The organism is Streptomyces sp. NPDC001903, from assembly GCF_042891345.1.
Lineage (GTDB): Bacteria > Actinomycetota > Actinomycetes > Streptomycetales > Streptomycetaceae > Streptomyces.
In genome coordinates this window covers 75,488-98,302 of record NZ_JBIASZ010000023.1, presented here as the reverse complement: position 1 = coordinate 98,302, position 22,815 = coordinate 75,488, and the positions used below count along the sequence as shown (strand labels likewise).

Sequence of the window (22,815 nt, the reverse complement as noted above, 5' to 3'; positions counted from 1 at the left end):
GGCACTCTCCTTGGCTCGTGTCGCTCGTCCGCGTGCCGCGTTCCGGGGTCCGCGACGTGCGAGGTGTTGATCAACATACATTTATTGGCACGTTGCGCCAAGTAGCGGGTTTGTGCCGCAATGGATGCCGTAATTGGCCGCCCCGGCCCCGGCCGGGCAGCATGACCCGTACGCACGCACGCCTGTGCGCAGGCGGGACCGGCAAGGACGAGGAGAGGGACGGCAGGATGGCGGCAGAACGCGGGCGGCCGCCTCTGACCGAGCGGCGGCGGCAGGAGACCCGCGTCGAGATCGCGGAGACCGCGGCGGCGCTCTTCGCCGAGCGCGGGTACGAGGCGACGACGGTCGAGGACATCACGGCGGCGGCGGGCGTCTCGCTGCGCACCTTCTACCGCTACTGCTCCTCGAAGGAGGACGCGCTCACCCCCCTCGTCACCTCCGGTGTCGGCCAGCTGGTCGACGCCCTGGCGGCGCAGCCGGCCGAGGAGCCGCTGATCGCCGCCGTGGAGCGGGTGTTGGCGACGCCGATGTCCGAGCGGCGCCTCGCGGACCCGGAGCCCGGCCGCGCCCTGGTCCGCCTCATGGGCGGCGTCCCGGCCCTCCGGTCGCGCTGGCTGGCGGCCGTACAGGAGATGCGGGAGCGGCTGCTGCCGGTGCTCGCAGCCCGGACCGGCAGACCGGCCGACAGCCTGGAGGTACGGCTGCTGGCGGGCGCCGTACTCGACGCGTTCACCGCGGCCGTGGAGCACTGGGCCGCCCAGGACGACCCCGAGGACCTCCTCGCCCTCACCCGCAGGGCCCTCGTGTTCCTCCGGCTCGACGAGCTGTAGCGGTCCGGGCGCGCCCGCGACCGGTCAGGCGCCCCGCGCGGCGGCGGTGCGGCGGGTGTCTTCGAGGTGGAAGCCGATGGACCGGGCGAGGGACACCGCGTCCTCGGGATCGTCGGCCTGACAGGTGATGCGGCGGATGAGTGTGACCCCGTCGAGCGCGACGCCTTCGCGGGCGAGGACGAACACCAGGGCGAGGAAGGCGGATCGGGCGTTGCCGTCGTCGAACGGGTGGAAGAAGCAGACGTCGAGGTAGGCGCGCGCGGCGCGCGCGGTGAGCGGCAGGGGCCGCCCGGGCCCTCCGCTCGCCTGCGCGCTCTCGGCAAGGCACGCGTCGAGGCGGGCGCGGGTGTCCGGGCCGATGCCGTAGCGTTCCCGGCCGCTCTTGGCGAAGGCGGGCAGACTGCGGAACGGCGGCGGCTGCGGCGTGCCGAGGACGTGCCGCTGCCACCCGCGGAGCAGATCGAAGTCGAGCGGGGCGCCGCGCTCCGCGTCGGCCCGCGCCCGCTCCAGGGCGGCGAGCAGGCCCTCGGCCCGGGCGGGGTCCACGGCCCCGTCGAAGGCCCGGATGTCCCGCGCCGCGCCGTCGCTCGACGGGGTCACCGGTGCCTCGGACCACGCTTCGTCGCCCTCGCGGGCCACCGGCCACGGCACGGCCTCGCGCACCACCAGCCAGCGCTCCAGGTGGTCGGGCGCAGGCTCGGCGGACCGTACGCGGGCGTCGTCCGGGCGCAGCGACAGCGCGAGCCGCTCCGCGACATCGTCGACCAGCTCCGGGTCGGGGCCGGTCCAGCTCCGGAACCGCCCGCCGATCGCGGCGTCGACCAGATCGCGCGCGGCGTCGGGATCCACTCCCGTACGGCTGAGGAACCAGGTCAGCACTTGGCGGCAGTGCCCGTACCAGCCGCTGCCGCAGCCGGTGCGGTCGGTGACCTGCAGGATGATGCTGCGGGCGGAGCGGTCCCACAGGATCCGCTGCTCCTCGACCTCGGCCACCTCCAGCGGGTAGGCCTCGAACCACCCTGCGAGGCTCTCCAGCCACTCTCGCCACTCGCACAGGGCCGCGACGACACGGTCGAGCGTCTCTTCGGGCGTGGTGATCGAGTCCCGCGGACAGCACCAGTTCCCGACCGGGCCTCCGTCGAAGTCCCCTTCGTCGTGCGCCCATCGCCAGCCCACGGCCCAGCGGCCGTAGCGTTCCACGAGGGCGTGCGACATGGCATCCGCCCAGGACCTGGCCTCGCCCCGGCTCCAGGCGCTCATCGCCGGGTCCGCGAAGGGCAGGTCGGGACGGCGCGGCACGCGCTGGGCCGGCCCGAGGGAGCGGACCACCCGGCTCGCCGTCGCACTGTCGAACGGGTGCCGCGCGGGGTCCGCTTCGTCCCAGCTCAGGCCGCTGGGGGACAGATCTGCCATCACCGCGTCAGCTTCCGAGTCACCCGGTTTTCTTTCAAGTGGTTTTCCGCCCGCCGTCGGCAGTGGCGACAGGGCCCCGTCCGCCCGTGGCCCTACTGTGGGCAGGACGGTCGACCGACCCGCGGTGCGTACGAGGAGCGAGGCTTGTCCGGAGCGGATGCCGAGGTGGCGGTACTGATCGTCGGGGGCGGGCCGGTCGGGCTCACCGCCCGGGCGCTGCTGGCCCGCTGGGGCGTGTCGACGCTGCTCGTCGAGAAGCACGCCGAGCTGTCGCCGTTCCCTCGGTCCCGGCTGGTCAACGTGCGCTCGATGGAGATCTTCCGCCAGCTCGGGCTGGCCGACCGGATCACGGCCGCCGCGTTCGCCCCCGAGTACGGCCGCGCCCGCTTCCGCGACACCCTGTACGACGAGGACTTCGCCACGGCGGCGATGGTCGGGGTCGACGCGCCCGTGCCCGAAAGCCCCGTGATCGGCGTGCTCACCTCGCAGGACCGCCTCGAACCCGTCCTCCTCTCCGCAGCCGGCGACACCGGCGCGCCCCTGCGGTTCGGGGTGGAGCTCACCGGTCTGGCCGAGGAGCCCGACGGGGTCGTGGCCGTGCTCCTCGACCGCCGAAGCGGTGCGCGGACCCGCGTCCGGGCCCGTTACGTGATCGCCGCCGACGGCGCGCACTCCACCGTGCGGGAGTGCCTCGCCATCGGCACCACCGGCCCCGGCGCGATGGGCGAGTTCACCACGGTCGTCTTCGACGCCGACCTCGGGCGCTGGAGCGCCCGCCAGCCCGCCGGGGTCTACTTCACGGCGCACGGATCGTTCGGGCCGGTCCACCCCGAAGGCGGCTGGCTCTGGTTCGGCCCGACCCCCGGCGACGGGGCCCGCACCGACTGGTCCGGCCTCGTCTCGCGCGCCCTCGGCCCCGGCGCCGAGGTACGGGCCGACGTACGGAGGGTGCAGCACTGGGTGATGCACGCCTTCGTCGCCGAGCGCTTCCGCCACGGCCGGGTCCTGCTGGCCGGCGACGCCGCGCACGCGATCCCCCCGATCGGCGGCCTGGGCATGAACACGGGCGTCGCCGACGCGCACAACCTCTGCTGGAAGCTGGCGGGCGTACTGCGCGGGTGGGCCGGGCCGGGCCTCCTGGACACCTACGCGGCGGAACGGGAGCCCGTCGCCCGGCGGACGCTGCGCCAGGGAGTGGAGAACGCCCGGCTGATGGTCCAGGTACTGCAGCGGCGGCGCGAGCAGCTCCGCGGCGGCGCACCGGCGCGGGACCGGGTCGAGCTGCCCTGGTCGGAGCGGTACTTCGCCCAGCTGGGCCTCGTACTCGGCGCCGCCTACCGCTCCACAGCGGTCCTCGACGGTGACGACGCGGGCACGGATACGGACAAGGGCACGGATACGGGCACGGCCACGGATGCCGGCCCCGACTACGTCCCCACCCCGGAACCCGGTCACCGCCTGCCGCACCTGTGGCTCACGGACGGCCGCTCCACCCTCGACGCATGCGGCGAGTGGTTCACCGTGCTCACCCCGGATCCCGGCCACTGGGAACGCCAGGCCGCCGCGCCGTGGCCGGTACGCATCGAAACCCTGCCCGGGGAGCACGCCGAGCGCTGCGGCCTCGGCCCGCAGGGAGCGCTGCTCGTCCGTCCCGACGGCCACATCGGTGCCCGCTGGCGCGACCCCTCACCGCACAGCTCCACCCTCCGCCACACCGTCACCGCCATCACCGGCTCGGCACCCTCCTGAGCACCCCGCCGCCCGCCCTAAGCCCCTGATCAGAGCCCTCGGCCGGACCGGTCGTTCTCCGCCACGGGCCAAGCCTTCAGCGGGAAAACTCTTGATGCCGCAGTAGAATGGCCGGTTGTTCGACGCCGGACCGGAACAACCCGGGCAGACCTGGGCTCCGCCGGCGACCCGGATGTCCCCCCCGGGAGCGAGACGCGAGGGCCGATGGCAGCCACACCTGAGCTCGGTGACCTGACCCTGCTCGACGACAAGGACGCGCACGAGGAGTCCGGCAAGTCCGCCCGGTTCTCCGCCGGGCCCGCCGCCCCCACGCGCACCCTCGTCGACGTCTTCGAGGCCTCCGTACGGGCGTACCCCGACGAACTCGCCCTCGACGACGGCTCCGCCCAGCTGACCTATCGGGCGCTGGCCCACGAGGTCGAACGCCGCCGGCGCGCCCTCGCGGCCGCCGGCGTGGGGCTCGGAGACCGGGTCGGCGTCCGCGTGCCGTCCGGCACCAATGAACTGTATGTGGCCATTCTCGCCGTGCTCGCCGCGGGCGCCGCCTACGTCCCCGTCGACGCCGAGGACCCCGACGAGCGGGCCGAGCTGGTCTTCGGCGAGGCCGGGGTACGGGCCGTGCTGGGCGGCGGACAGCGCATCGACGTCACCGGTCCGGCGGACGTCGCCGGCCGCGCCGCGCGCCCCGGGCCCGAGCACGACGCGTGGATCATCTTCACCTCGGGCTCCACCGGCAAGCCCAAGGGCGTCGCCGTCAGCCACCGCAGCGCCGCCGCGTTCGTGGACGCCGAGGCCGCGCTGTTCCTCACCGAGGAGCCCATCGGCCCCGGCGACCGGGTCATGGCCGGCCTGTCCGTCGCCTTCGACGCCTCCTGCGAGGAGATGTGGCTGGCCTGGCGCTACGGCGCCTGCCTGGTGCCCGTCCCCCGCTCCCAGGTCCGCAGCGGCGCCGACCTCGGCCCCTGGCTGGTGGAGCAGGAGATCACCGTGGTCTCCACGGTGCCGACCCTGGCCGCGCTCTGGGAGCCCGAGACCCTCGACGAGGTCCGGCTGCTGATCTTCGGCGGCGAGGCCTGCCCGCCCGAGCTGACCCAGCGCCTGGTCACCGAGGGCCGCGAGGTGTGGAACACGTACGGGCCCACCGAGGCCACCGTCGTCGCCTGCGCCTCGCTCCTGACCGGCGAGGAGCCGATCCGGATCGGCCTCCCGCTGAACGGCTGGGAGCTGGCCGTGGTCGACGAGTCCGGCGAGCCGGTCCCCATGGGCGGCAGCGGCCAGCTCGTGATCGGCGGGGTCGGTCTGGCCCGCTACCTCGATCCCGAGAAGGACGCCGAGAAGTACGCCCCGCTGGAGTCCCTCGGCTGGGAGCGCGCCTACCGCAGCGGCGACCTGGTGCGCGCGGAACCGGAGGGCCTGGTCTTCCTCGGCCGCGGTGACGAGCAGATCAAGCTCGGCGGCCGCCGGATCGAGCTGGGCGAGGTGGACGCGGCGCTCCAGGCCCTGCCCGGCGTCGCCGGCGCGGCCGCGGCCGTCCGTACGGCGCGCAGCGGCAACCAGCTGCTCGTCGGCTACCTGGTCGCCCAGGAGGGCTGGGACCACGCGGCGGCCGTGGAGCGGCTGCGCGCCGAGCTGCCCGCGGCCCTCGTGCCGCTGCTCGCGCCCGTCGACGAGCTGCCGACCCGCACCTCCGGCAAGGTGGACCGCGACGCGCTGCCCTGGCCGCTGCCCGAGCTGGAGACCACCGGCCCCACCGAACAGATGTACGGCACCGAGGCCTGGCTCGCCGAGCAGTGGACCGAGACCCTCGGGGTGCCCGTCGGCGGCCCCGCCGACGACTTCTTCGCGATCGGCGGCAACAGCCTGGCCGCCGCCCAGCTCACCACCCGCCTGCGCACCCGCTACCCGCGCGCGGCCGTCCTCGACATCTACCAGCAGCCCGTCCTGCGCAAGCTGGCCCGGCGGCTGGAGAAGTCCGTACGGGACGACGAGGCGGCCCGGGTCGTCACGCCCGTCCCGCTGCGGTCCAAGGTGGTGCAGTCGCTGCTGCTGCTCCCGCTGTTCACCCTGGTCGGCCTGCGCTGGAGCGTGGCGCTGCTGGCGCTGGGCAACGCCCTGCACTGGTTCGGCGCCTATCCGTGGGCGCCGACCGCCTCCTGGTGGGCCGTCGTCCCCGCCGCCGCGGTGCTCTTCAGCCCGCCGGGCCGCCTCGCGATCGCGGCCGGCGGGGCGCGCCTGCTGCTGCGCGGGGTGAAGGCGGGACGCCACCCGCGCGGCGGAAGCGTGCACCTGAGGCTCTGGACGGCCGAGCGGCTGGCCGAGTACGTGGGCGCCACCTCGCTCACCGGTTCCTGGCTGGAGCGGTACGCGCGGGCTCTGGGCGCCAAGGTCGGCCCCGAGGTGGACCTGCACTCGCTGCCTCCCGTGACGGGCATGCTCAAGCTCGGCCGCGGCTGCGCCGTGGAGTCCGAGGTGGACCTCTGCGGGCACTGGCTGGACGGGGACCGGCTCGTGATCGGCCCGGTCAAGGTCGGCGCGGGCGCGGTGGTCGGCACCCGCAGCATGCTCTTCCCCGGTGCGCGGGTCGGCAAGCGGGCCGAGGTGGCCCCCGGCTCGGCCGTGGCCGGTACGGTCCCCACCGGCCAGCGCTGGGCCGGTGCGCCCGCCGTCAAGCTCGGCAAGGCCAAGCACAGCTGGCCCAAGCAGCGCCCGCCGCGCGGGCCCTTCTGGCGGGCCGCCTACGGGGCGGCCGGCATCGGCCTCAATGCGCTGCCGGTGCTCTCCACCGTGCCCGCGCTGCTCGTGGTCGGCCGGTTCGTGCCCGCCGACGCGGGTCTGGCCGAGGCCCTGCGCGGGGCCCTGCTCGCCGTGGTGCCCGGGGCCCTCGCGTACGGGTTCACGTACGCGGCCCTGCTGCTGGTCTCCGTACGCCTGCTCAGCCTGGGCCTGCGCACCGGGACGCATCCGACGCACAGCCGGGTCGGCTGGCAGGCCTGGACGGTCACCCAGCTGATGGACCTGGCGCGCGAGACCCTCTTCCCGCTGTACGCCGGTCTGATCACCCCGGTGTGGCTGCGGCTGCTCGGCATGAAGATCGGCCGGGGCGCGGAGGTCTCCACCGTGCTCGCGCTGCCGAGCCTCACCACCGTGGGCGAGGGCGCGTTCCTCGCCGACGACACCCTGACCGCCCCGTACGAGCTGGGCGGCGGCTGGATGCACATCGGGCACTCCGAGATCGGCCGCCGGGCGTTCCTCGGCAATTCGGGCATGACCGCGCCCGGCCGCAGCGTGCCGGACGGCGGGCTGGTCGGCGTCCTCTCGGCGACCCCGAAGAAGGCCAAGAAGGGCAGCTCCTACCTGGGCCTGCCGCCGGTGAAGCTGCCCCGGTCCGCCGAGGCCTCCGACCAGAGCCGGACCTACGATCCGCCCGCGCGGCTGCTGTGGGCGCGCGCACTGGTCGAGCTGTGCCGGCTCCTGCCGGTGTTCTGCTCGGCGGCGCTGGCCGTGCTCATGGTGGCGGCGCTGTGCGCCCTGGCCACGGCGAGCGGCGGCCCGGGGGTCTGGGGCACCGCACTGCTGTCCGGACTGGTCCTGCTCGCCGCCGGTGCGGCCGCCGGTGCGGTCTCGGTGCTCGCGAAGTGGCTGCTGGTGGGCCGGCACCGGACCGGAGAGCACCCGCTGTGGAGCGGCTTCGTGTGGCGCAACGAGCTGGCCGACACCTTCGTCGAGGTACTGGCCGTGCCGTGGCTGGCCGGATCCGTGCCCGGTACCCCGCTGCTGAACCTGTGGCTGCGCGCACTGGGGGCCCGGATCGGCCGGGGCGTGTGGTGCGAGAGCTACTGGCTGCCCGAGTCGGACCTGGTGGAGCTGGGTGACGGGGTCACCGTGAACCGCGGATGCGTGTTGCAGACTCACCTCTTCCACGACCGGATCTTGAGGACGGATACTGTGGTCCTCCGCGAGGGTGCCACGCTGGGCCCGGGCGGCATCGTCCTGCCCGGAAGTTCGGTCGGGGCCCACAGCACACTGGGTCCCGCCTCTCTCGTGATGGCCGGGGAATCCGTCCCCGCCGACACCCGTTGGCTGGGCAACCCGATCGAGGCATGGCGGGCCTGACAAGGGCCCGGGCACAGCGCAGGGAGCGGAAGCGGCAATGAGCGGCCAGAGAACAGCGGCATCGGACCCGTACTTCCCCGACAACGGAGACTCCCGTTACCGCGTGCACCGGTACGAACTCGCTCTGGAGTACCGGCCCGGCCCCAACCGGCTGGCCGGCACCGCCCGGATCAGCGCGATCGCCGGGCGGGCGCCGCTCACCGAGTTCCACCTGAACCTGGCCGAGTTCAAAATAGGCCGGGTCACCGTGAACGGCCGGGTCCCGCACTACACCCACCGGGGCGGCAGGCTGCGCGTCCGCCCGGCCAAGCCGCTGCCCGCCGGCGCCGCCTTCACGGTGGAGGTGCACTGGGCGGGCAACCCCAAGCCGGTCCGCAGCCCCTGGGGCGGGCTCGGCTGGGAGGAGCTGGAGGACGGCGCACTGGTGGCCAGCCAGCCGGTCGGCGCGCCCTCCTGGTACCCGTGCAACGACCGGCCCGCCGACAAGGCCTCGTACCAGATCTCGATCAACACCCCCTCCTCGTACACGGTGGTGGCGGGCGGGCGGCTGCTCACCCGGACGACCAGGGCGTCCACGACGACCTGGGTGTACGAGCAGCCCGCGCCGACCTCCAGCTACCTGGTCGGCCTGTCCATCGGCGTGTACCAGACGGTGCTGCTCGGGGACCCCGGGCTCGGCGGGGTGCCGATGACCGCCCACGTACCGGCGCACCTGCTGCCGCGGTTCTCCCGCGACTTCGCCCGGCAGCCCGCCATGATGCAGCTGTTCGAGGACCTGTTCGGGCCCTATCCCTTCGGGGAGTACGCGGTGGTCGTCGCCGACGAGGAACTGGACGTCCCGGTGGAGGCCCAGGGCCTGTCCCTCTTCGGTGCCAACCACGTCGACGGCGCCCGCGGGTCGGAGCGGCTCGTCGCCCACGAGCTCGCGCACCAGTGGTTCGGCAACAGCGTGACCATCACCGACTGGCGGCACATCTGGCTGAACGAGGGCTTCGCGAAGTACGCCGAATGGCTGTGGTCGGAGCGCTCGGGCGGCCGCAGCGCCCACGAGCACGCGGCCGCCGCGCACCGGCTGCTGGCCTCGCTGCCGCAGGACCTGCGGCTGGTCGACCCGGGCCGCAAGCTGATGTTCGACGACCGGCTGTACCAGCGCGGGGGGCTCGCGGTGCACGCGATCCGCTGCGCCCTGGGCGACGGAGCGTTCTTCCGCATGCTGCGCGACTGGACCACGGTGCACCGGCACGGCGTGGTGAGCACCGCCGCCTTCACCACGCACGTGGCCCGGTACGCGGCCGAGCCGGTGGACGAGGTGTTCTCGGCCTGGCTGTACGAGCCCGCCCTGCCTCCGCTGCCGGTGCCCCCGCCCGTGCGGCCCACGGCGTCGACGCCGGCGAAGCCCGGGTACCCGCCCACGAACGGCCGTCCGAGCCGGGGCCGCACCTCCGCCTGAGGCCGGAGCGTCGGGTCAGCCGCGCGGCTCGGCGGCGCCGAGCTCGTACGCGAGGTGCCGGGGGGCCAGCGCGGTCAGGAAGGCGTGCGCGTCGAAGACCTCGCCGGGCGCGGCGACGAGGCCGGCCGCCTTGACCCGTCCGTCGAGGATCCGGACGACCGCTTCGACGACGAGGGGCGCGGTGACGGCGTAGATGTCCTGCCCGCGGGCCACCGCGCGGCGCCGGGTGGAGCCCGTGCGGACGGTGACGTCGACGAGGAAGGTCTGCGCGGACCGGCCCCGCTCGTCGACCGGCTTCGGCGCTGCCGCGTCCGGTGCCAGGACGTCCTTGACCGCCCCGGTCGTCATGAAGGTCCGGATGTCCGGGGCGGACAGGTGGTGCGCGATGGTCACGGTGTCGGTGGTGGTGAACTCGCCGATCACGTCCTGGTCCCCCACCGGATCGGGGAAGGACCACCGCCCGGTGGGCGCGGCGTCGGTACGGAGCTCCAGCCGGCCGTTCGCGTAGACGAGCCGGCGGCCCTCGCGCCTGCTCCGCGACACCCGGCTGGACCCGCGCGTCCCGGCGGTGGGCTGCCAGCTGCTGAGGGCGAAGGCGATGTCGATCTCGTCGGCCGCGGTGGCCCCGCCCAGTGCGGCGGTGGCGAGCAGGTCCCCGAGCCCCCCGTAGAAGGCCATCGCGGGCACGACCACGATGCCGGCCTCGCGGGCCCGGTCGGCGAAGTCGGCGAAGGTGTCGGCGGCGGCCTCCACCTCGCCCGCGACGTCGAGGTAGGCGATCCGTGCGCGCAGCGCCGCCTCGATGACGGGTGCGGAGGTCTCCGCGAAGGGTCCGGCGCAGTTGATCACGGCGGCGGCGCCGGCCAGCGCGCGGTCGAGCGCGTCCGGGTCGTCGGCCGACGCCGGCCGGACGTCGAGTCCGGGGAAGTCAGCGGCCAGCGCGCGGAGCTTCTCGGCGTCGCGGCCGGACAGGACCGGGGTCAGCCCCCGGTCCAGCAGCTCGGCGACGACGAAGCGTCCGGTGTGCCCGTACGCGCCGAACACCGTTACCGCCGCCACCGCTCGATTCGATTCCATGAGGCTCCCCCGTCGGTCGATCACTGGTGCCATCGTGCCCGCCGCGGCCGCCGGCCGCGAGGGACGGTAATGCCACGCCCCGTACACTTTCGGACATGAGCCTTGTCGCGCTGGCCGTCACGCCCGGGGTCCCTCACTTCGAACTCGCCGCGGCCTGCGACGTGTTCGGAGTCGACCGCTCGGATCTGGCGGACCCCTGGTACGAGTTCGCCCTGTGCGGCCCGCCCTCCGTGCCCGTGGGCGGCCGCTTCCGGCTCGAACCCGACGCGGGACTGGACCGGTTGGTGCACGCGGACACCGTGATCGTCCCGGCCGTCGCCGACCTGGACGCGGACCCGCCCGCCGAACTGGTCGACGCCGTGCGCGCCGCGCACGAGGCGGGCGCGCGCGTGGCCTCCCTGTGCACGGGCGCGTTCGTACTGGCGGCGGCGGGGCTGCTGGACGGGCGCCGGGCCACCACGCACTGGCTGCACGCCGCCGCGCTGGCCGCCAAGTACCCCCGGGTGGAAGTCGATCCGGACGTGCTCTACGTGGACCACGGCAGCGTGCTCACCTCGGCCGGCAAGGCCGCCGCGATGGACCTGTGCCTGCACCTGGTCCGCCTCGACCACGGCTCGGCCGTCGCCAACCAGGTCGCCAGACGCCTGGTCGTCCCGCCGCACCGGGCCGGGGGCCAGGCCCAGTTCGTCACCACGCCGGTGCCCGAACCGCGCGACCACCCCCTGGACGCGCTGCTCGCCTGGACGATGGAACGGCTCGACCAGCCGCTGACCGTCGAGGACCTGGCCCGGCGGGCGAACATGAGCTCGCGCCACCTGGCGCGGGTGTTCACCGACGTCACCGGCACCACTCCTCTGCGCTGGCTGCTGACGCAGCGCATCCACCGCGCCCAGGAGCTCCTGGAGACCACGGACGAGACCGTGGGCACGATCGCCACGGCCACCGGCATGGGCACCGACGCCACGCTGCGCCGTCATTTCAACCGTACGGTCGGGGTCCCGCCGGACGCCTATCGGCGCACGTTCCGCACCGCCTCGCGGTAGGGGCGGAAGAAGGCGCGGAGTTCCTCGGCGTACAGCTCGGGCTCCTCGAACGGCGCGAAGTGCCCGCCGCGCGGGGGCTCGGTCGCGTACACGACGTTCGCCGTGCGCTCCAGCCACGCCCGCGGCGGGCGGACCACATCGCCTTGGAAGATCGAGAAGCCGGAGGGCACCTCGACCCGGCGGGCGTGCCGGGCGGGCGGGATCGCGGCGTTCGCGCGGTACATGCGCATGGACGAGCCGATCGTCCCCGTGAGCCAGTAGAGCGTGACGTTCGTGAGGATCTCGTCCTTCGTGAAGCTCCGCTCGACGTCTCCCCCGCAGTCGCTCCACGCCCGGAGCTTCTCGACGATCCACGCGGCGAGCCCGGCCGGGGAATCGGTGAGCCCGAAGGCGGCGGTCTGGGGTTTCGTACGCTGCATGGCGACGTACCCGCCCTCGGCCGCGCCCCAGGCCGCGGCCTCCTCCAGCCAGGCGCGCTCCTCGGGCGCGAGTTCCGCCGGGTCTCCGGTGAAGAGCGGCAGGCCCGCGTCCGTACGGTGGACGGCGACGACCCGGGCGGGGTGGTCGAGGGCGAGGTAGCGGCTCACGTGGCTGCCCACGTCCCCGCCCGCCGCGCCGAACCGCTCGTACCCGAGCAGCTCCATCAGCTCGGCCCACAGCCCGGCGACGGCGACGGCGTCCAGGGGCAGGCCGGCGGGGCGCTCGGAGTACCCGAAGCCCGGCATGTCGGGGACGACCACGTCGAAGGCGTCGGCGGGATCGGCCCCGTGCGCCCCGGGGTCGGCGAGGAGCGGGACGACCTTCGAGTACCGCCAGAACGAGTCGGGCCAGCCGTGGCCGAGGACGAGGGGCAGGACGGGTGCCCCGGCCGGCGCCACGGCCCGGGCGTGCACGAAGTGGACCCCTGGCCCGGACCCGCCGCCGAGCGGCACGCGGAAGTGCGGCAGCCGGGCGAGCGCCGCCTCCTGGGCCGGCCAGTCGAACTCCTCGGCCCAGTAGGCGACGAGCTCGCGCAGGTAGGCGAGGTCGGTGCCGAGGGACCAGCCGGCGTCCTCGGGTGCGTCCGGCCACCGGGTGGCGCGCAGCCGCGCCCGGAGGTCTTCGAGCGCGGCGGGGTCGGTGCGCGGGATGAACGGCTCGGGGCGGGGGAAGGCGTCCGGCATGGGGAGCATCCTAGGCGGTGTCTTTCGGATCAGGCCGGGTCAGCCCGCGGTGTCTGGCGCCGTGCATCGCAAGGCCGAGGAGGGAGCCGACGTGGTGTGTCGGCGACCGACGAGAACGCCGCGAGGCGCGGTGCCAGGCGCCGCGGGCCCGGCATGATCCGAAAGACACCGCCCAGGCGGACACCCCTTGGCGGGGGCGGCGGCTCGACGATCGGTTCCGGCGGGTGTCCGTGCCCTCCGGCGGTACGCGGGCGAACGCCCCGGGCGGTCCGCACGTCGTCGACGTGGGACCGCCCGGGGCGGGGCCCGCCGGCCGGTCAGCCGGTAGGCGGTCAGCCGGTCAGTCGGTCAGTCGGTGCCGAACTCCATCGCCGCGCGGTCCAGCAGCTCGTCGTCCTCGGAGACCTCGCCGCGGGAGGCGATGGCCTCGGCGCCGCCCTCCGGCATGGCGCCGATCAGGCCGGTCGCCGCCGCCTGCGCGGCGCCGATCAGTTCGGGGTGCGCGGTGCCGACGATGCCGAGGCCCGCGTACTGCTCGAGCCGGGCGCGCGAGTCGGCGATGTCGAGGTTGCGCATGGTGAGCTGGCCGATCCGGTCCACCGGGCCGAACGCCGAGTCCTCGGTGCGCTCCATCGAGAGCTTGTCCGGGTGGTAGCTGAACGCCGGGCCGGTGGTGTCGAGGATCGAGTAGTCCTCGCCGCGCCGCAGCCGCAGCGTCACCTCACCGGTGACCGCCGAGCCGACCCAGCGCTGGAGCGACTCGCGCACCATCAGCGCCTGCGGGTCCAGCCAGCGGCCCTCGTACATGAGCCGGCCGAGGCGCCGTCCCTCGTAGTGGTAGTGCGCGAGGGTGTCCTCGTTGTGGATCGCGTTCACGAGACGCTCGTACGCGGCGTGCAGGAGCGCCATGCCGGGCGCCTCGTAGATGCCGCGGCTCTTGGCCTCGATGATCCGGTTCTCGATCTGGTCGGACATGCCCATGCCGTGGCGGCCGCCGATGGCGTTGGCCTCCATCACCAGGTCGACCGGGGAGTGGAACTCCTTGCCGTTGATCGTCACCGGGCGGCCCTGGTCGAAGCCGATGGTCACGTCCTCGGCGGCGATCTCGACCGACGGGTCCCAGAACCGCACGCCCATGATCGGCTGCACGGTCTCCACGCCGGTGTCGAGGTGCTCCAGCGTCTTGGCCTCGTGGGTGGCGCCCCAGATGTTGGCGTCGGTGGAGTACGCCTTCTCCGTGCTGTCGCGGTACGGCAGCCCGTGGGCGACGAGCCACTCGGACATCTCCTTGCGCCCGCCGAGCTCGTGGACGAAGTCGGCGTCGAGCCACGGCTTGTAGATGCGCAGGTGGGGGTTGGCGAGCAGGCCGTAGCGGTAGAACCGCTCGATGTCGTTGCCCTTGAAGGTCGAGCCGTCGCCCCAGATCTGTACGTCGTCCTCGAGCATCGCCCGGACCAGCAGGGTGCCGGTCACGGCGCGGCCGAGCGGCGTGGTGTTGAAGTACGCACGGCCGCCCGAGCGGATGTGGAACGCCCCGCAGGCGAGTGCGGCCAGACCCTCCTCGACCAGCGCCGCCCGGCAGTCGACCAGGCGCGCGATCTCGGCACCGTAGGCCTTCGCGCGACCGGGCACCGACGCGATGTCGGGCTCGTCGTACTGGCCGATGTCGGCGGTGTAGGTGCAGGGGACGGCACCCTTGTCGCGCATCCACGCGACCGCGACGGAGGTGTCGAGGCCGCCGGAGAAGGCGATGCCGACGCGCTCGCCGGTGGGCAGGGAGGTGAGAACCTTTGACATGGGAAGAGTATGCACTTAAACGCATGGCTATGCAAACGCCTGCCGGACGACCCGGTGGGTACGGTTCGGCCCATGTCTGTTTCCACTACTGCCGACGACGAGAAGGAGGGCCGTGAACACCGCTAGAACCCTCTGCTTCGTCGTCGCGGCGCTCTCCTCGTACGCCGCGCTCACCTATCGGCTGTGCCAAGCGGGGCGCAGCCGGCGCGACAGCGCCTACCGCGCCCTGATGGTCACCCTGCTGCTCCAGTGCCTGACGTTCACGATGGGCGCGCTCGCCATGGGAGGCGGCAGCTTCCTGGGCGTGGGGAACCTGGCCATCCTGGTGATGCACGTGTCGGCGGTCGCCTTCTGCGTCAGCGCCCAGATCATCCTGCTGCACTGGGCGGCGGCCACCGAGGAGGCGGTGCGAAGGGTCCGCTACTGGCTGGTGACGGGGGCGGCGCTCAGCGCGCTGCTGATCGCGCTCTTCTTCGTCGCCGACGGGACGAGCCGTCCGGCGGCGGACTTCAACACCGGCAGCGGACAGCCCCTGGTCCTCACGTACCTCCTGGTCTTCATCGTCTCCCAGGCGGTTCCGTGCGTGACCATCTTCCGCCAGTGCGGCCCCTACGCCCGGATGACGGGCAAGGCCTCGCTGCGACAGGCGCTGCGCCTGCTCTCCGTCGCCGCGGTGGTCCTCTTCCTCTACTGCACGTGCCGGACGGTCAACATCCTCACCGCCGCGGCGGGGATCGACATCGGCGTCTGGCAGCTCGCCTCCAACGTGTTCAGCGCGGCCGGCATCCTGCTGCTCTCGCTGAGCCTGACCATCTCCTCCTGGGAGGCTTCGGCGGCCAAGCTGCTGGACTGGGTGCGCAGTTACCGTTCGTACCGGGCGCTGTACCCGCTCTGGCGGGACCTGTACGAGGCCTCTCCGGACATCGTCCTGGAGCCGCCCGGTACGGCTCCGGTCCCGGTGTCCGACCTGGACTACCGGCTGCACCGGCGCGTCATCGAAATACGGGACGGGTGGCGGGACTTGCGCCCGTACATCGACCGGTCCGCGGCCGACACCGCGGGCGCGGGCCCGGAGGCGGGCAAGGAGTACCGGCAGGCGTTGGCCGAGGCGGTGCGGATCAGGCAGGCGCTGGAGGCGAAGCGCACCGGGACCGCCCCCGAGCACAGCAAGGACGCCGGCGAGTTCGACGACCGCGACCCCGACAACTTCCCGGCGGAGGTGGCTTGGCTCACCCAAGTCGCGTCCGTCTACCGTAAGATCAGTTAAGCGGGTCGAGAGCTCCCGCCCGGTCTGCCCCCCGTCAGGCCGGGCGGGTTTCCCCGTGTGCGGCCGGGCCCGGAGAGGCATCCCGGCCAGACCGGCCCCCATCCCCCGAGGGCCGGCCCGAGCCGGGCCGATACGACGGACAACTCACTCGGCTACCCCCGTGAAGCAAAGTTAGCTGTCAGCTATCGACGGGGTCCACGGTGGCGGACTCACGCCAGATTGTCAACTGACCGCTAATCTGCAAAACTGGAAAATAGCTGAGAGCAATGCCGGGGAGGTGACGGGAGGGAGATGCGCAGTGTCCGAGACTGACGACCGGCCCGTGCTGGCAGTGCGTCTGGACGACCTCTTCAAGACGGCTCGTCCCAAGGGCAGGCGCTGGACCAATGCCGAGGTCGCCGAGGAGCTGAAGCGGGTCAATCCCGAGATCAAGGCCGGCGGCGTGTACTTGTCTCAGCTGCGGACCGGCAAGCGCTCCAATCCCTCACCGGACCTGCTGGCCGCCCTCGCCCGTTTCTTCGGCGTATCGGTCGCCTACTTCTTCGACGACGAGGTCGCCGAGTCGGTGCTCGGCGAGATAGCCGCCATCGAGGCCCTGCGGCAGGCCGGAGTGCGCTCCGTGGCCATGCGCGCGGCCGGCATGAAGAAGGAGAACCTCCAGGCCATCACGGCCATCATGGACCAGTACCGGCAGCTGCAGGGCCTTCCGCCCGTCACCGACCCCGCCGAACCCCCGGGATCGGCGGGCTCCTCGGATCCGGAGTGAGGGTCCCCTGGAAGGGGCGGACGGCCGACCAGGACCGCCGCAGCGGTCTCAAGAAGCTCCGGAAGGACGGCGCGCGGCGGATCGCCGCACTCGGCCTCCCGGAGGGAGCCGATGTGGACGAGCTCTGCCGCCACCTCGGCGCGACCCGCGACCGGCCCATCACACTGGTGCCCATGCCGATGCCCGCGTCACAGCCGTGCGGCATGTGGGTCGCCGCGCGCGACGAGGACCTGATCTTCTACGACGCCAACACCACCGGCGCGCATCAGGAGCACATCGTCCTGCACGAGCTGGGGCACATCATCTGCGGCCACCGCGGACCCGGCGTGCTGGACGAGGCGAGCTCCCGGATCCTCTTCCCCAACCTCGACCCCGCCCTCGTGCGCGACATGCTGCTGCGCGCCACGTACGACGACGTCCAGGAACAGGAGGCGGAGGTCATCGCCTACCTGCTGTCGCAGCGGCCGGGCGGAGCGCCGGCACGCGGGGAGGACCCGCCCGCGGCCGCGGAGGGCGGCGCGGCCGGGAAGACCGAGATGCTCCGCCGCATCGAGCGCACGCTCTTCTGACGCGGGCGTCACCGCGGGGCGGCCAGTCGCCCGCGCCACCAGTCCACCGTCGCCTCGACCTGCTCGTCGACGGGAGTGGCGCGGAGGGCGAACTCGGTTTCGCAGGCCGTCGAGTCGACGATGAACGGGCGGTCGAACTGGTAGCGGATCTCCTTCAGTTCGCGCAGCAGCGGCGAGAAGAGCGAGGCCGCGCCCAGGACGGCCGACGGCAGCCGGCGCACCGCGACCGGCCCCGCGCCCGCCTGCGCGGCGAGCAGGTCCACCATCTCCCGGACGGACCGGGCGGGTCCCGTCGGGGCGTGCCAGGCGCGTCCCCAGGCCCGCTCCTCGCCCGCGACCGCGACCAGGGCCCGGGCCACGTCGGGAAGGTAGCTCCAGCTGTGCGGGGCGTCCGGATCGCCGAGGGTGGAGACGGGCTTGCCGCGGAGCAGGGGCGGCACGACCCGCCCGGCCAAGTGCCCGCCGTCGGTCACGCCGGGCCCGAAGAAGTCCGAGGCCCGCACCTCGACCGCCCGGATGCGGCCCGCTTCGTGCAGCTTCCGCGCCGTTTCCCAACCGGCGGCGCGCACCCGGCCCTTGGTCCCGGTGGCCGCCAGGGGAAGCCCCTCCGTCAGGGGGCCGTCCACGGGTCCGTAGCCGTAGAGGTTGCCCAGCATGACGAGGACGGCGCCGGTCTCCTCCGCCGCGGCGCAGGCGGACGAGACGAGCGGAGGCCATTGCCCGGCCCAGCGGTGGTAGGGCGGAGCGGCGCAGTGGTGGATCGCGGCCGCGCCGCGGGCCGCCTCGGCCAGCCGCCTGCCGTCCGCCGCGTCCAGCGCGAGGTGCTCGATGCCCGGCTCGGCGGCGCGGGCCGACCTGGTCACGACCCGTACCGAATGCCCCTCCTCGGCCAGGAGTCGAGCGGTGGCGGCCCCTGCGGGCCCGAATCCCATGACGACATGAAGGCTCACACGGGAACACTAGCGCGACCGACCGCCACTCCTTCGACGGCCGGAGCGGGAGCGCGGCACATCCGGATGAGCCATCCAGTTACCATGTCCCCATGACGACGACGCCACTGCGCAAGGACGCGGCCCGCAACTGGGAGCGGATCGTCGCCGTCGCCCGGGAGCTGGTCGACCAGGGCGCGGCGCTGCAGCTCAACGACGTCGCCCGCCGCGCCGGACTCGGCGTCGGCACCGTCTACCGGCACTTCGCCACGCCCGAGGCGCTGCTGGAGACCGTCGCCACCCCCAGCCTGGAGGCCCTGGCCGCCCACGGCGGGCAGGCGCTGGCCGACCCGGACCCCTGGCACGCGCTGGAGGGCTTCCTGACCCGCACCCTCGAAGTGCAGGTCACCGACGCCTCTTTGGCCCCCGTCACGGCCGCGCCCGAAGACTCCCTCCCCCGCACCACGGAACTCAAGGCGGCGCTCTGGTCGACCGGCCGGGTACTGCTCGACCGGGCCCGGACCGCCGGGGCCGTCCGCCAGGACCTGGCCCCGGGCGATCTGGTCCCGCTCATGTGCGGCATCGCGTACGCCGTGGACGTCCACGGCGCCGCTCCCGCCGACCGCGTCGACACCGCGCGCCGCTACCTGGCCACCCTGCTCGAAGGCCTGCGCGCCGCCGCGCCCGCCGGCGGGTGACCGGCCGGGTTCGGTGAAGTCCCTGGCCTCCCGGGCCACTTGACTGTCACTGTTCGTTCAAACGAACAGTGACAGGAGGGTTTGGGATGCGCATCACCGGATCAACGGTTCTCCTCACCGGGGCCACAGGCGGCATAGGCCTCACGCTGGCCCGTACGCTCGCGGCGAAGGGTGCCGACCTCGTGGTCACCGGGCGCCGCGAGGACGCGCTCAAGGCAGTCGCCGCGCAACTCGGCGCCCGGCCCGTCCTCGCCGATCTCGCCGACCCGTCCGAGGTCGAGCGGCTGGCCGAGGAGTGCCCGGAGACCGACATCCTCATCGCCAACGCGGCTCTCCCGTCCAGCGGCGACCTGCTGGACTACACCCCCGAGCAGATCGATCGGGCCCTCGCCGTGAACCTGCGGGCACCGGTCATGCTGTCCCGACTGCTCGCGCCCCGGATGGTCGGTGCGGGGCGCGGACACATCGCCCTCATCGGCTCGATCTCGGGAAAGGCGGCCACCAAGTCGTCCTCGCTGTACGACGCGACGAAGTTCGGGCTGCGCGGATTCGCGCTGGCGTTCCGGCAGGATCTGCGCGGCACGGGCGTGGGGGTGTCCGTCATCCAGCCGGGATTCGTCCGCGACGCGGGCATGCACGCCGCGACCGGCGTCAAGACCCCCGGCGGCGCGCGGACCTCCTCGCCGGCCCGGGTGGCGCGGGGCGTCATCCGCGCCGTCGAACGCAACCGGTGTGAAGTCAACATCGCACCCGCCGAGTTGAAGGTGCTCATCGCGATCGCCGGGCAGTTCCCCGCCTTCTCGGAGTGGGTGCAGAGCCGCTCCGGGGTGGACGACACGGTCCGGAGCATCGTCGAAGCCCAGAAGAAGAGCCGCTGACCGGGCCGCCGGGCGGCGCGGGGCCTCCCCCGCTCACGCCCCGGGGAGGGTGACGTTTTTCGCCTCGCCGTGCACGGTGACGGCGCCGGCGTCGACGGAGATCCCGGACGGGACGAGGCCGAGCGGCAGGTCGGGGATCTTGCGCTCCGCCGCCTTCAGCGCGGCCGCGATCTGCGGATTGGCCGGGTTCAGGGGACGCCCGGCCAAGGACGCCTCCGTCGGTTCGAGCGTGACGGTGCCGCCGGAGAGCCCCAGCGCGGCGGTCACGACCAGCGGCACGCCCATGACGGACCGGGTGATCTGCAGCCGCCCGTCGTGCCCGGTCAGCCGGACACCGGGACCGCGCTTCGCCGCGAGTGCGTCGAGGGGGACCTTGAACTCGGCCCGCGCCTGCGCCGCCGCGTACCCTCCCGCCGTCCTGGACACCTCGCGCAGGTCGAAGGAGGCGGTGACGGGCAGCCCGTCCTCCGTCTTCGCCCGGCCGTCCACCTCCACCTCGGGGTAGCTTCCCGCGGCCGCGTTCCACAGGAAGGGAAAACCGTCGATGGAGACGTCCGGCGCCGCGACCAGGGCGCTCTGCCGGGCCGCGATCCGGTCGGCCATCCGGCCCTCGGCCGCGCCGACGGCCACGCGGTCGGCCAGTACGAGGCCGGCGAGCAGCGCGCACGCGGCGGCCGGCGCCCACCTCCGGGTGCGGCGCGGGCGGGGCGGTCGGCGCGCGGCGGTGCCGCGTGCGGCGGACCCTCGTACGACGGCCCGTGCGCGGGCGCGGGCCTCGGCGGTGCGGTGGTTCATGCGTTCCTCACGGGGTCGGGGACGGAGGAGGGACGGGCGGCGTCCTGCTCGCCGCCTTCGATGTGCATCTGCGGCAGCAGCCGGTCGAGCCATCGCGGGAGCCACCAGTTGGCCTTGCCGAGCAGGACCATCGTGGTGGGGACGAGGAGCCCGCGCACGACCGTGGCGTCGAGCGCGACGGCGGTGGCGAGGCCGATCCCGAACATCTTGACGACGGGGTCGTCCCACAGGAGGTAGCCGAGGAAGACGCACACCATGATGAGCGCGGCGGACGTGATGATCCGGCCGGTCCGCGCCAGGCCGGTGATCACCGCGCCGCGGTTGTCCGCGCTCGCCAGCCACGCCTCGCGTACCGCGCTCAGCAGGAAGACCTCGTAGTCCATGGAGAGCCCGAACAGGACGGCGAACATGAGCAGCGGTACGTAGCCGGGGATCGGCACGGGTCCGCCGAGGCCCAGCGGCGCCGCTCCCCAGCCCCACTGGAACAGCGCGGTGAGCACGCCGTAGGCGGCGGCCACCGAGAGCAGGTTGAGCACGGCCGCCTTGGCGGCGACCAGCGGGGACCGGAAGGCCAGCAGCAGGAGCAGCCCGGCGATGGCGAGGACGGCTCCGATGACCGCAGGCAGGCGCCGCGCGAGCCGGTCGTTGAGGTCCAGCTGGGTCGCGGGGATGCCGCCCACGTGGACTTCCCGGCCCGTGTTCCGGGTGACGGGCGGGAGGGTGTGCTCGCGCAGGCGGTGCACCAGGGCGGCGGTACGGGGATCGCCGGGCGCGGTGGTGGGGGTGACCTGCCAGCGCACGGTCCTGGCGTCGCGGCTCAGTTGGGCGGGTCCGACCGCGGCGACGCCGCTGGTGTCCTTGAGCGCCTGAGCGACGGCCGTGACGGCGGGGTCGGCCGGTCCGGAGACCGGCTTCGCCAGGGTGTCGGTTACCTGGAGCGGTCCGTTGACGCCGGGGCCGAATGCGGACGCGAGCCGGTCGTATGCCGTACGGCCGGCCGTACCCGGGGACTTGTCGCCGCCGTCGAGCTGTCCGAAGGACAGCTGTGTCGCGGCGAGCGCCGGCAGGGCGAAGAGGGCCAGGCCCGCGAGCAGGTACCGCCACGGCCGGTCGGCGACGTGCCGGGCGGTGCGCGCCCAGCCGCGGGCGGGCGCCCCGGAGGCCTCGGGCCCGTCCGGGGCGGCCGGGGCGGGGGCCAGGCGCCGGCCCAGCAGGGTGAGCAGTGCGGGGAGCAGGGTCAGGGTGGCCGCCATGGCGACCAGGACGGCGATGCCGGGCGCGAGCGCCAGGGCGCGGAGCAGCGGCAGGCCGCCGAGGGCCAGGCTGGCGAGGGCCGCGATGACCGCGGCGCCGGCGAAGGCCACCGCCTTGCCGGAGGCGCCGATCGTCAGGGCGGCGGCGTCCTCGATCGGCTTCCCGGTGGCGAGGAGTTCACGGAAACGGGTGAGGCAGAAGAGGCTGTAGTCGATGCCCACGCCGAGCCCGATCATCGCCGCGATGGTGGCGCCGGAGGAGGGCATGTCCGTCACGTGGCCGGCGAGGCCGATGACTGCGAGCGAGATGCCGAGCCCCACGACGGCCGTGGCCAGCGGCACCGCGGCCGCGACCGGCTTGCGGAACCCGAGGAAGAGGACGGCGAAGGCCGCGACGAGCCCGATGACCTCGCTGCTCCGGGTGGACTTCTTGTCGGCGGCCTCGGCCAGGTTGCCGCCGGGAGTGACCTCGATGCCGGCGGCTTGAGCCGGCCGGGCGGCGTCCATGAGGTCGTGGACGACGGCGGCGGTGATGTCCCGGCCGGCCAGGTCCAGCTCGACCGCGAGATAGGCGGTGTGCCCGTCGGGGGCGAGGGCCGCAGCGCCGCCCGGCTCGTACGGGGTGGTGACGGCGACGACGTGGTCGCGGGCGGCGAGGGCGCGGGCGGCCGCCTGGACCGCGTCACGTGCCCGGTCCGAGGCGAGGGACGGGCCGTCGGCGGGCGTGTGCAGGACGAGGGGCTGGCGGCCCGAGGCGGAGTCGGCGAACGCACGGGCCGCGTCGTGGGCCGCCTGGCTGTCGCTGCCCGGTATGGAGACCGTCTCGGTGGTCGCGCTGCCGAGCACGCCCACCGCCGCGGCCAGGCCCACCAGCAGCAGGAGCCAGGCGGTCACGACCCGCTTCGGCCGTCGGGCGCACCAGCGCCCCAGGGTGGCGAACATGCGTACGGGATCCCCCTCGTCGGCGTGGCTCGTTTCCGGCATCATTACACTTGAAGTGCAATTAAATCAACGCGGGCTCCCGC

The 22,815-nt window shown here is 73.9% G+C and carries 17 protein-coding genes; 10 read left to right on the top strand and 7 right to left on the bottom strand.

Annotated features, from left to right (window positions below; all coding sequences use genetic code 11):
- Window positions 1–227: 227 nt before the first annotated feature.
- Window positions 228–830, top strand: coding sequence for a TetR/AcrR family transcriptional regulator (locus ACFYZS_RS35460; RefSeq protein ID WP_389022084.1), 603 nt, complete (start codon window positions 228–230; stop codon window positions 828–830).
- Between the two features lie 24 nt (window positions 831–854).
- Here the strand turns inward: ACFYZS_RS35460 and ACFYZS_RS35455 are convergent, their stop codons facing one another.
- A complete protein-coding gene (locus tag ACFYZS_RS35455; protein ID WP_389022081.1) occupies window positions 855–2,243 on the bottom strand; it encodes a Fic family protein in 1,389 nt (462 codons plus the stop codon).
- Between the two features lie 144 nt (window positions 2,244–2,387).
- Here ACFYZS_RS35455 and ACFYZS_RS35450 point away from each other — a divergent pair, with 144 nt between their 5' ends.
- From ACFYZS_RS35450 to ACFYZS_RS35440, 3 genes are all read left to right on the top strand, one after another.
- Window positions 2,388–3,992 (top strand): FAD-dependent monooxygenase, encoded by a 1,605-nt coding sequence (locus ACFYZS_RS35450; RefSeq protein ID WP_389022078.1) that lies wholly within the window; start codon window positions 2,388–2,390, stop codon window positions 3,990–3,992.
- A gap of 204 nt (window positions 3,993–4,196) precedes the next feature.
- Complete coding sequence (locus ACFYZS_RS35445) at window positions 4,197–8,105, top strand: Pls/PosA family non-ribosomal peptide synthetase (protein WP_389022075.1); 3,909 nt, start codon at window positions 4,197–4,199, stop codon at window positions 8,103–8,105.
- Window positions 8,106–8,142: 37 nt separating this feature from the next.
- Window positions 8,143–9,555, top strand: coding sequence for a M1 family metallopeptidase (locus ACFYZS_RS35440; protein ID WP_389022072.1), 1,413 nt, complete (start codon window positions 8,143–8,145; stop codon window positions 9,553–9,555).
- A gap of 15 nt (window positions 9,556–9,570) precedes the next feature.
- Here the strand turns inward: ACFYZS_RS35440 and ACFYZS_RS35435 are convergent, their stop codons facing one another.
- Window positions 9,571–10,632, bottom strand: coding sequence for a saccharopine dehydrogenase family protein (locus tag ACFYZS_RS35435; RefSeq protein WP_389022070.1), 1,062 nt, complete (start codon window positions 10,630–10,632; stop codon window positions 9,571–9,573).
- Window positions 10,633–10,727: 95 nt separating this feature from the next.
- On the opposite strand from ACFYZS_RS35435, the gene ACFYZS_RS35430 reads away from it, so the two are divergent.
- Window positions 10,728–11,675 carry a helix-turn-helix domain-containing protein gene (locus ACFYZS_RS35430; protein WP_389022067.1) on the top strand — a complete coding sequence of 316 codons (948 nt, stop codon included), beginning with the start codon at window positions 10,728–10,730 and terminating at the stop codon, window positions 11,673–11,675.
- Here ACFYZS_RS35430 and ACFYZS_RS35425 read toward each other — a convergent pair.
- Window positions 11,642–12,838 carry an epoxide hydrolase family protein gene (locus tag ACFYZS_RS35425; RefSeq protein ID WP_389022065.1) on the bottom strand — a complete coding sequence of 399 codons (1,197 nt, stop codon included), beginning with the start codon at window positions 12,836–12,838 and terminating at the stop codon, window positions 11,642–11,644. The genes ACFYZS_RS35430 and ACFYZS_RS35425 overlap by 34 nt on opposite strands.
- A 348-nt stretch (window positions 12,839–13,186) precedes the next feature.
- On the bottom strand, window positions 13,187–14,635 hold the full coding sequence (gene argG, locus ACFYZS_RS35420; RefSeq protein WP_389022062.1) for an argininosuccinate synthase: 1,449 nt from the start codon (window positions 14,633–14,635) through the stop codon (window positions 13,187–13,189).
- Window positions 14,636–14,747: 112 nt separating this feature from the next.
- Here argG and ACFYZS_RS35415 point away from each other — a divergent pair, with 112 nt between their 5' ends.
- From ACFYZS_RS35415 to ACFYZS_RS35405, 3 genes are all read left to right on the top strand, one after another.
- Window positions 14,748–15,902: an MAB_1171c family putative transporter gene (locus tag ACFYZS_RS35415; RefSeq protein WP_389022059.1), complete on the top strand. Its 1,155-nt coding sequence runs from the start codon at window positions 14,748–14,750 to the stop codon at window positions 15,900–15,902.
- Window positions 15,903–16,200: 298 nt separating this feature from the next.
- Entirely contained in the window at window positions 16,201–16,668 is a 468-nt protein-coding gene (locus ACFYZS_RS35410) for a helix-turn-helix domain-containing protein (RefSeq protein ID WP_389022056.1), read from the top strand.
- Window positions 16,665–17,237 (top strand): toxin, encoded by a 573-nt coding sequence (locus tag ACFYZS_RS35405; RefSeq protein ID WP_389022053.1) that lies wholly within the window; start codon window positions 16,665–16,667, stop codon window positions 17,235–17,237. The genes ACFYZS_RS35410 and ACFYZS_RS35405 overlap by 4 nt, the downstream gene beginning before the upstream one ends.
- Before the next feature lie 8 nt (window positions 17,238–17,245).
- Here ACFYZS_RS35405 and ACFYZS_RS35400 read toward each other — a convergent pair whose 3' ends face one another.
- Window positions 17,246–18,187 (bottom strand): NAD-dependent epimerase/dehydratase family protein, encoded by a 942-nt coding sequence (locus tag ACFYZS_RS35400; protein WP_389022050.1) that lies wholly within the window; start codon window positions 18,185–18,187, stop codon window positions 17,246–17,248.
- Between the two features lie 92 nt (window positions 18,188–18,279).
- Between ACFYZS_RS35400 and ACFYZS_RS35395 the strand changes: the two genes are divergently transcribed.
- Together ACFYZS_RS35395 and ACFYZS_RS35390 are read left to right on the top strand one after the other, a co-directional pair.
- Window positions 18,280–18,864, top strand: coding sequence for a TetR/AcrR family transcriptional regulator (locus ACFYZS_RS35395; RefSeq protein ID WP_389022047.1), 585 nt, complete (start codon window positions 18,280–18,282; stop codon window positions 18,862–18,864).
- Between the two features lie 86 nt (window positions 18,865–18,950).
- The gene (locus tag ACFYZS_RS35390; protein WP_389022044.1) at window positions 18,951–19,742 is read left to right on the top strand and encodes an SDR family NAD(P)-dependent oxidoreductase; all 792 of its coding nucleotides are present in this window, start codon (window positions 18,951–18,953) and stop codon (window positions 19,740–19,742) included.
- A 33-nt stretch (window positions 19,743–19,775) separates the two neighbouring features.
- On the opposite strand, the gene ACFYZS_RS35385 is transcribed toward ACFYZS_RS35390, so the two are convergent.
- A complete protein-coding gene (locus tag ACFYZS_RS35385) occupies window positions 19,776–20,537 on the bottom strand; it encodes a DUF2993 domain-containing protein (protein ID WP_389022041.1) in 762 nt (253 codons plus the stop codon).
- Window positions 20,534–22,774, bottom strand: coding sequence for an MMPL family transporter (locus ACFYZS_RS35380; RefSeq protein WP_389022038.1), 2,241 nt, complete (start codon window positions 22,772–22,774; stop codon window positions 20,534–20,536). The genes ACFYZS_RS35385 and ACFYZS_RS35380 overlap by 4 nt, the downstream gene beginning before the upstream one ends.
- Window positions 22,775–22,815: the final 41 nt, after the last annotated feature.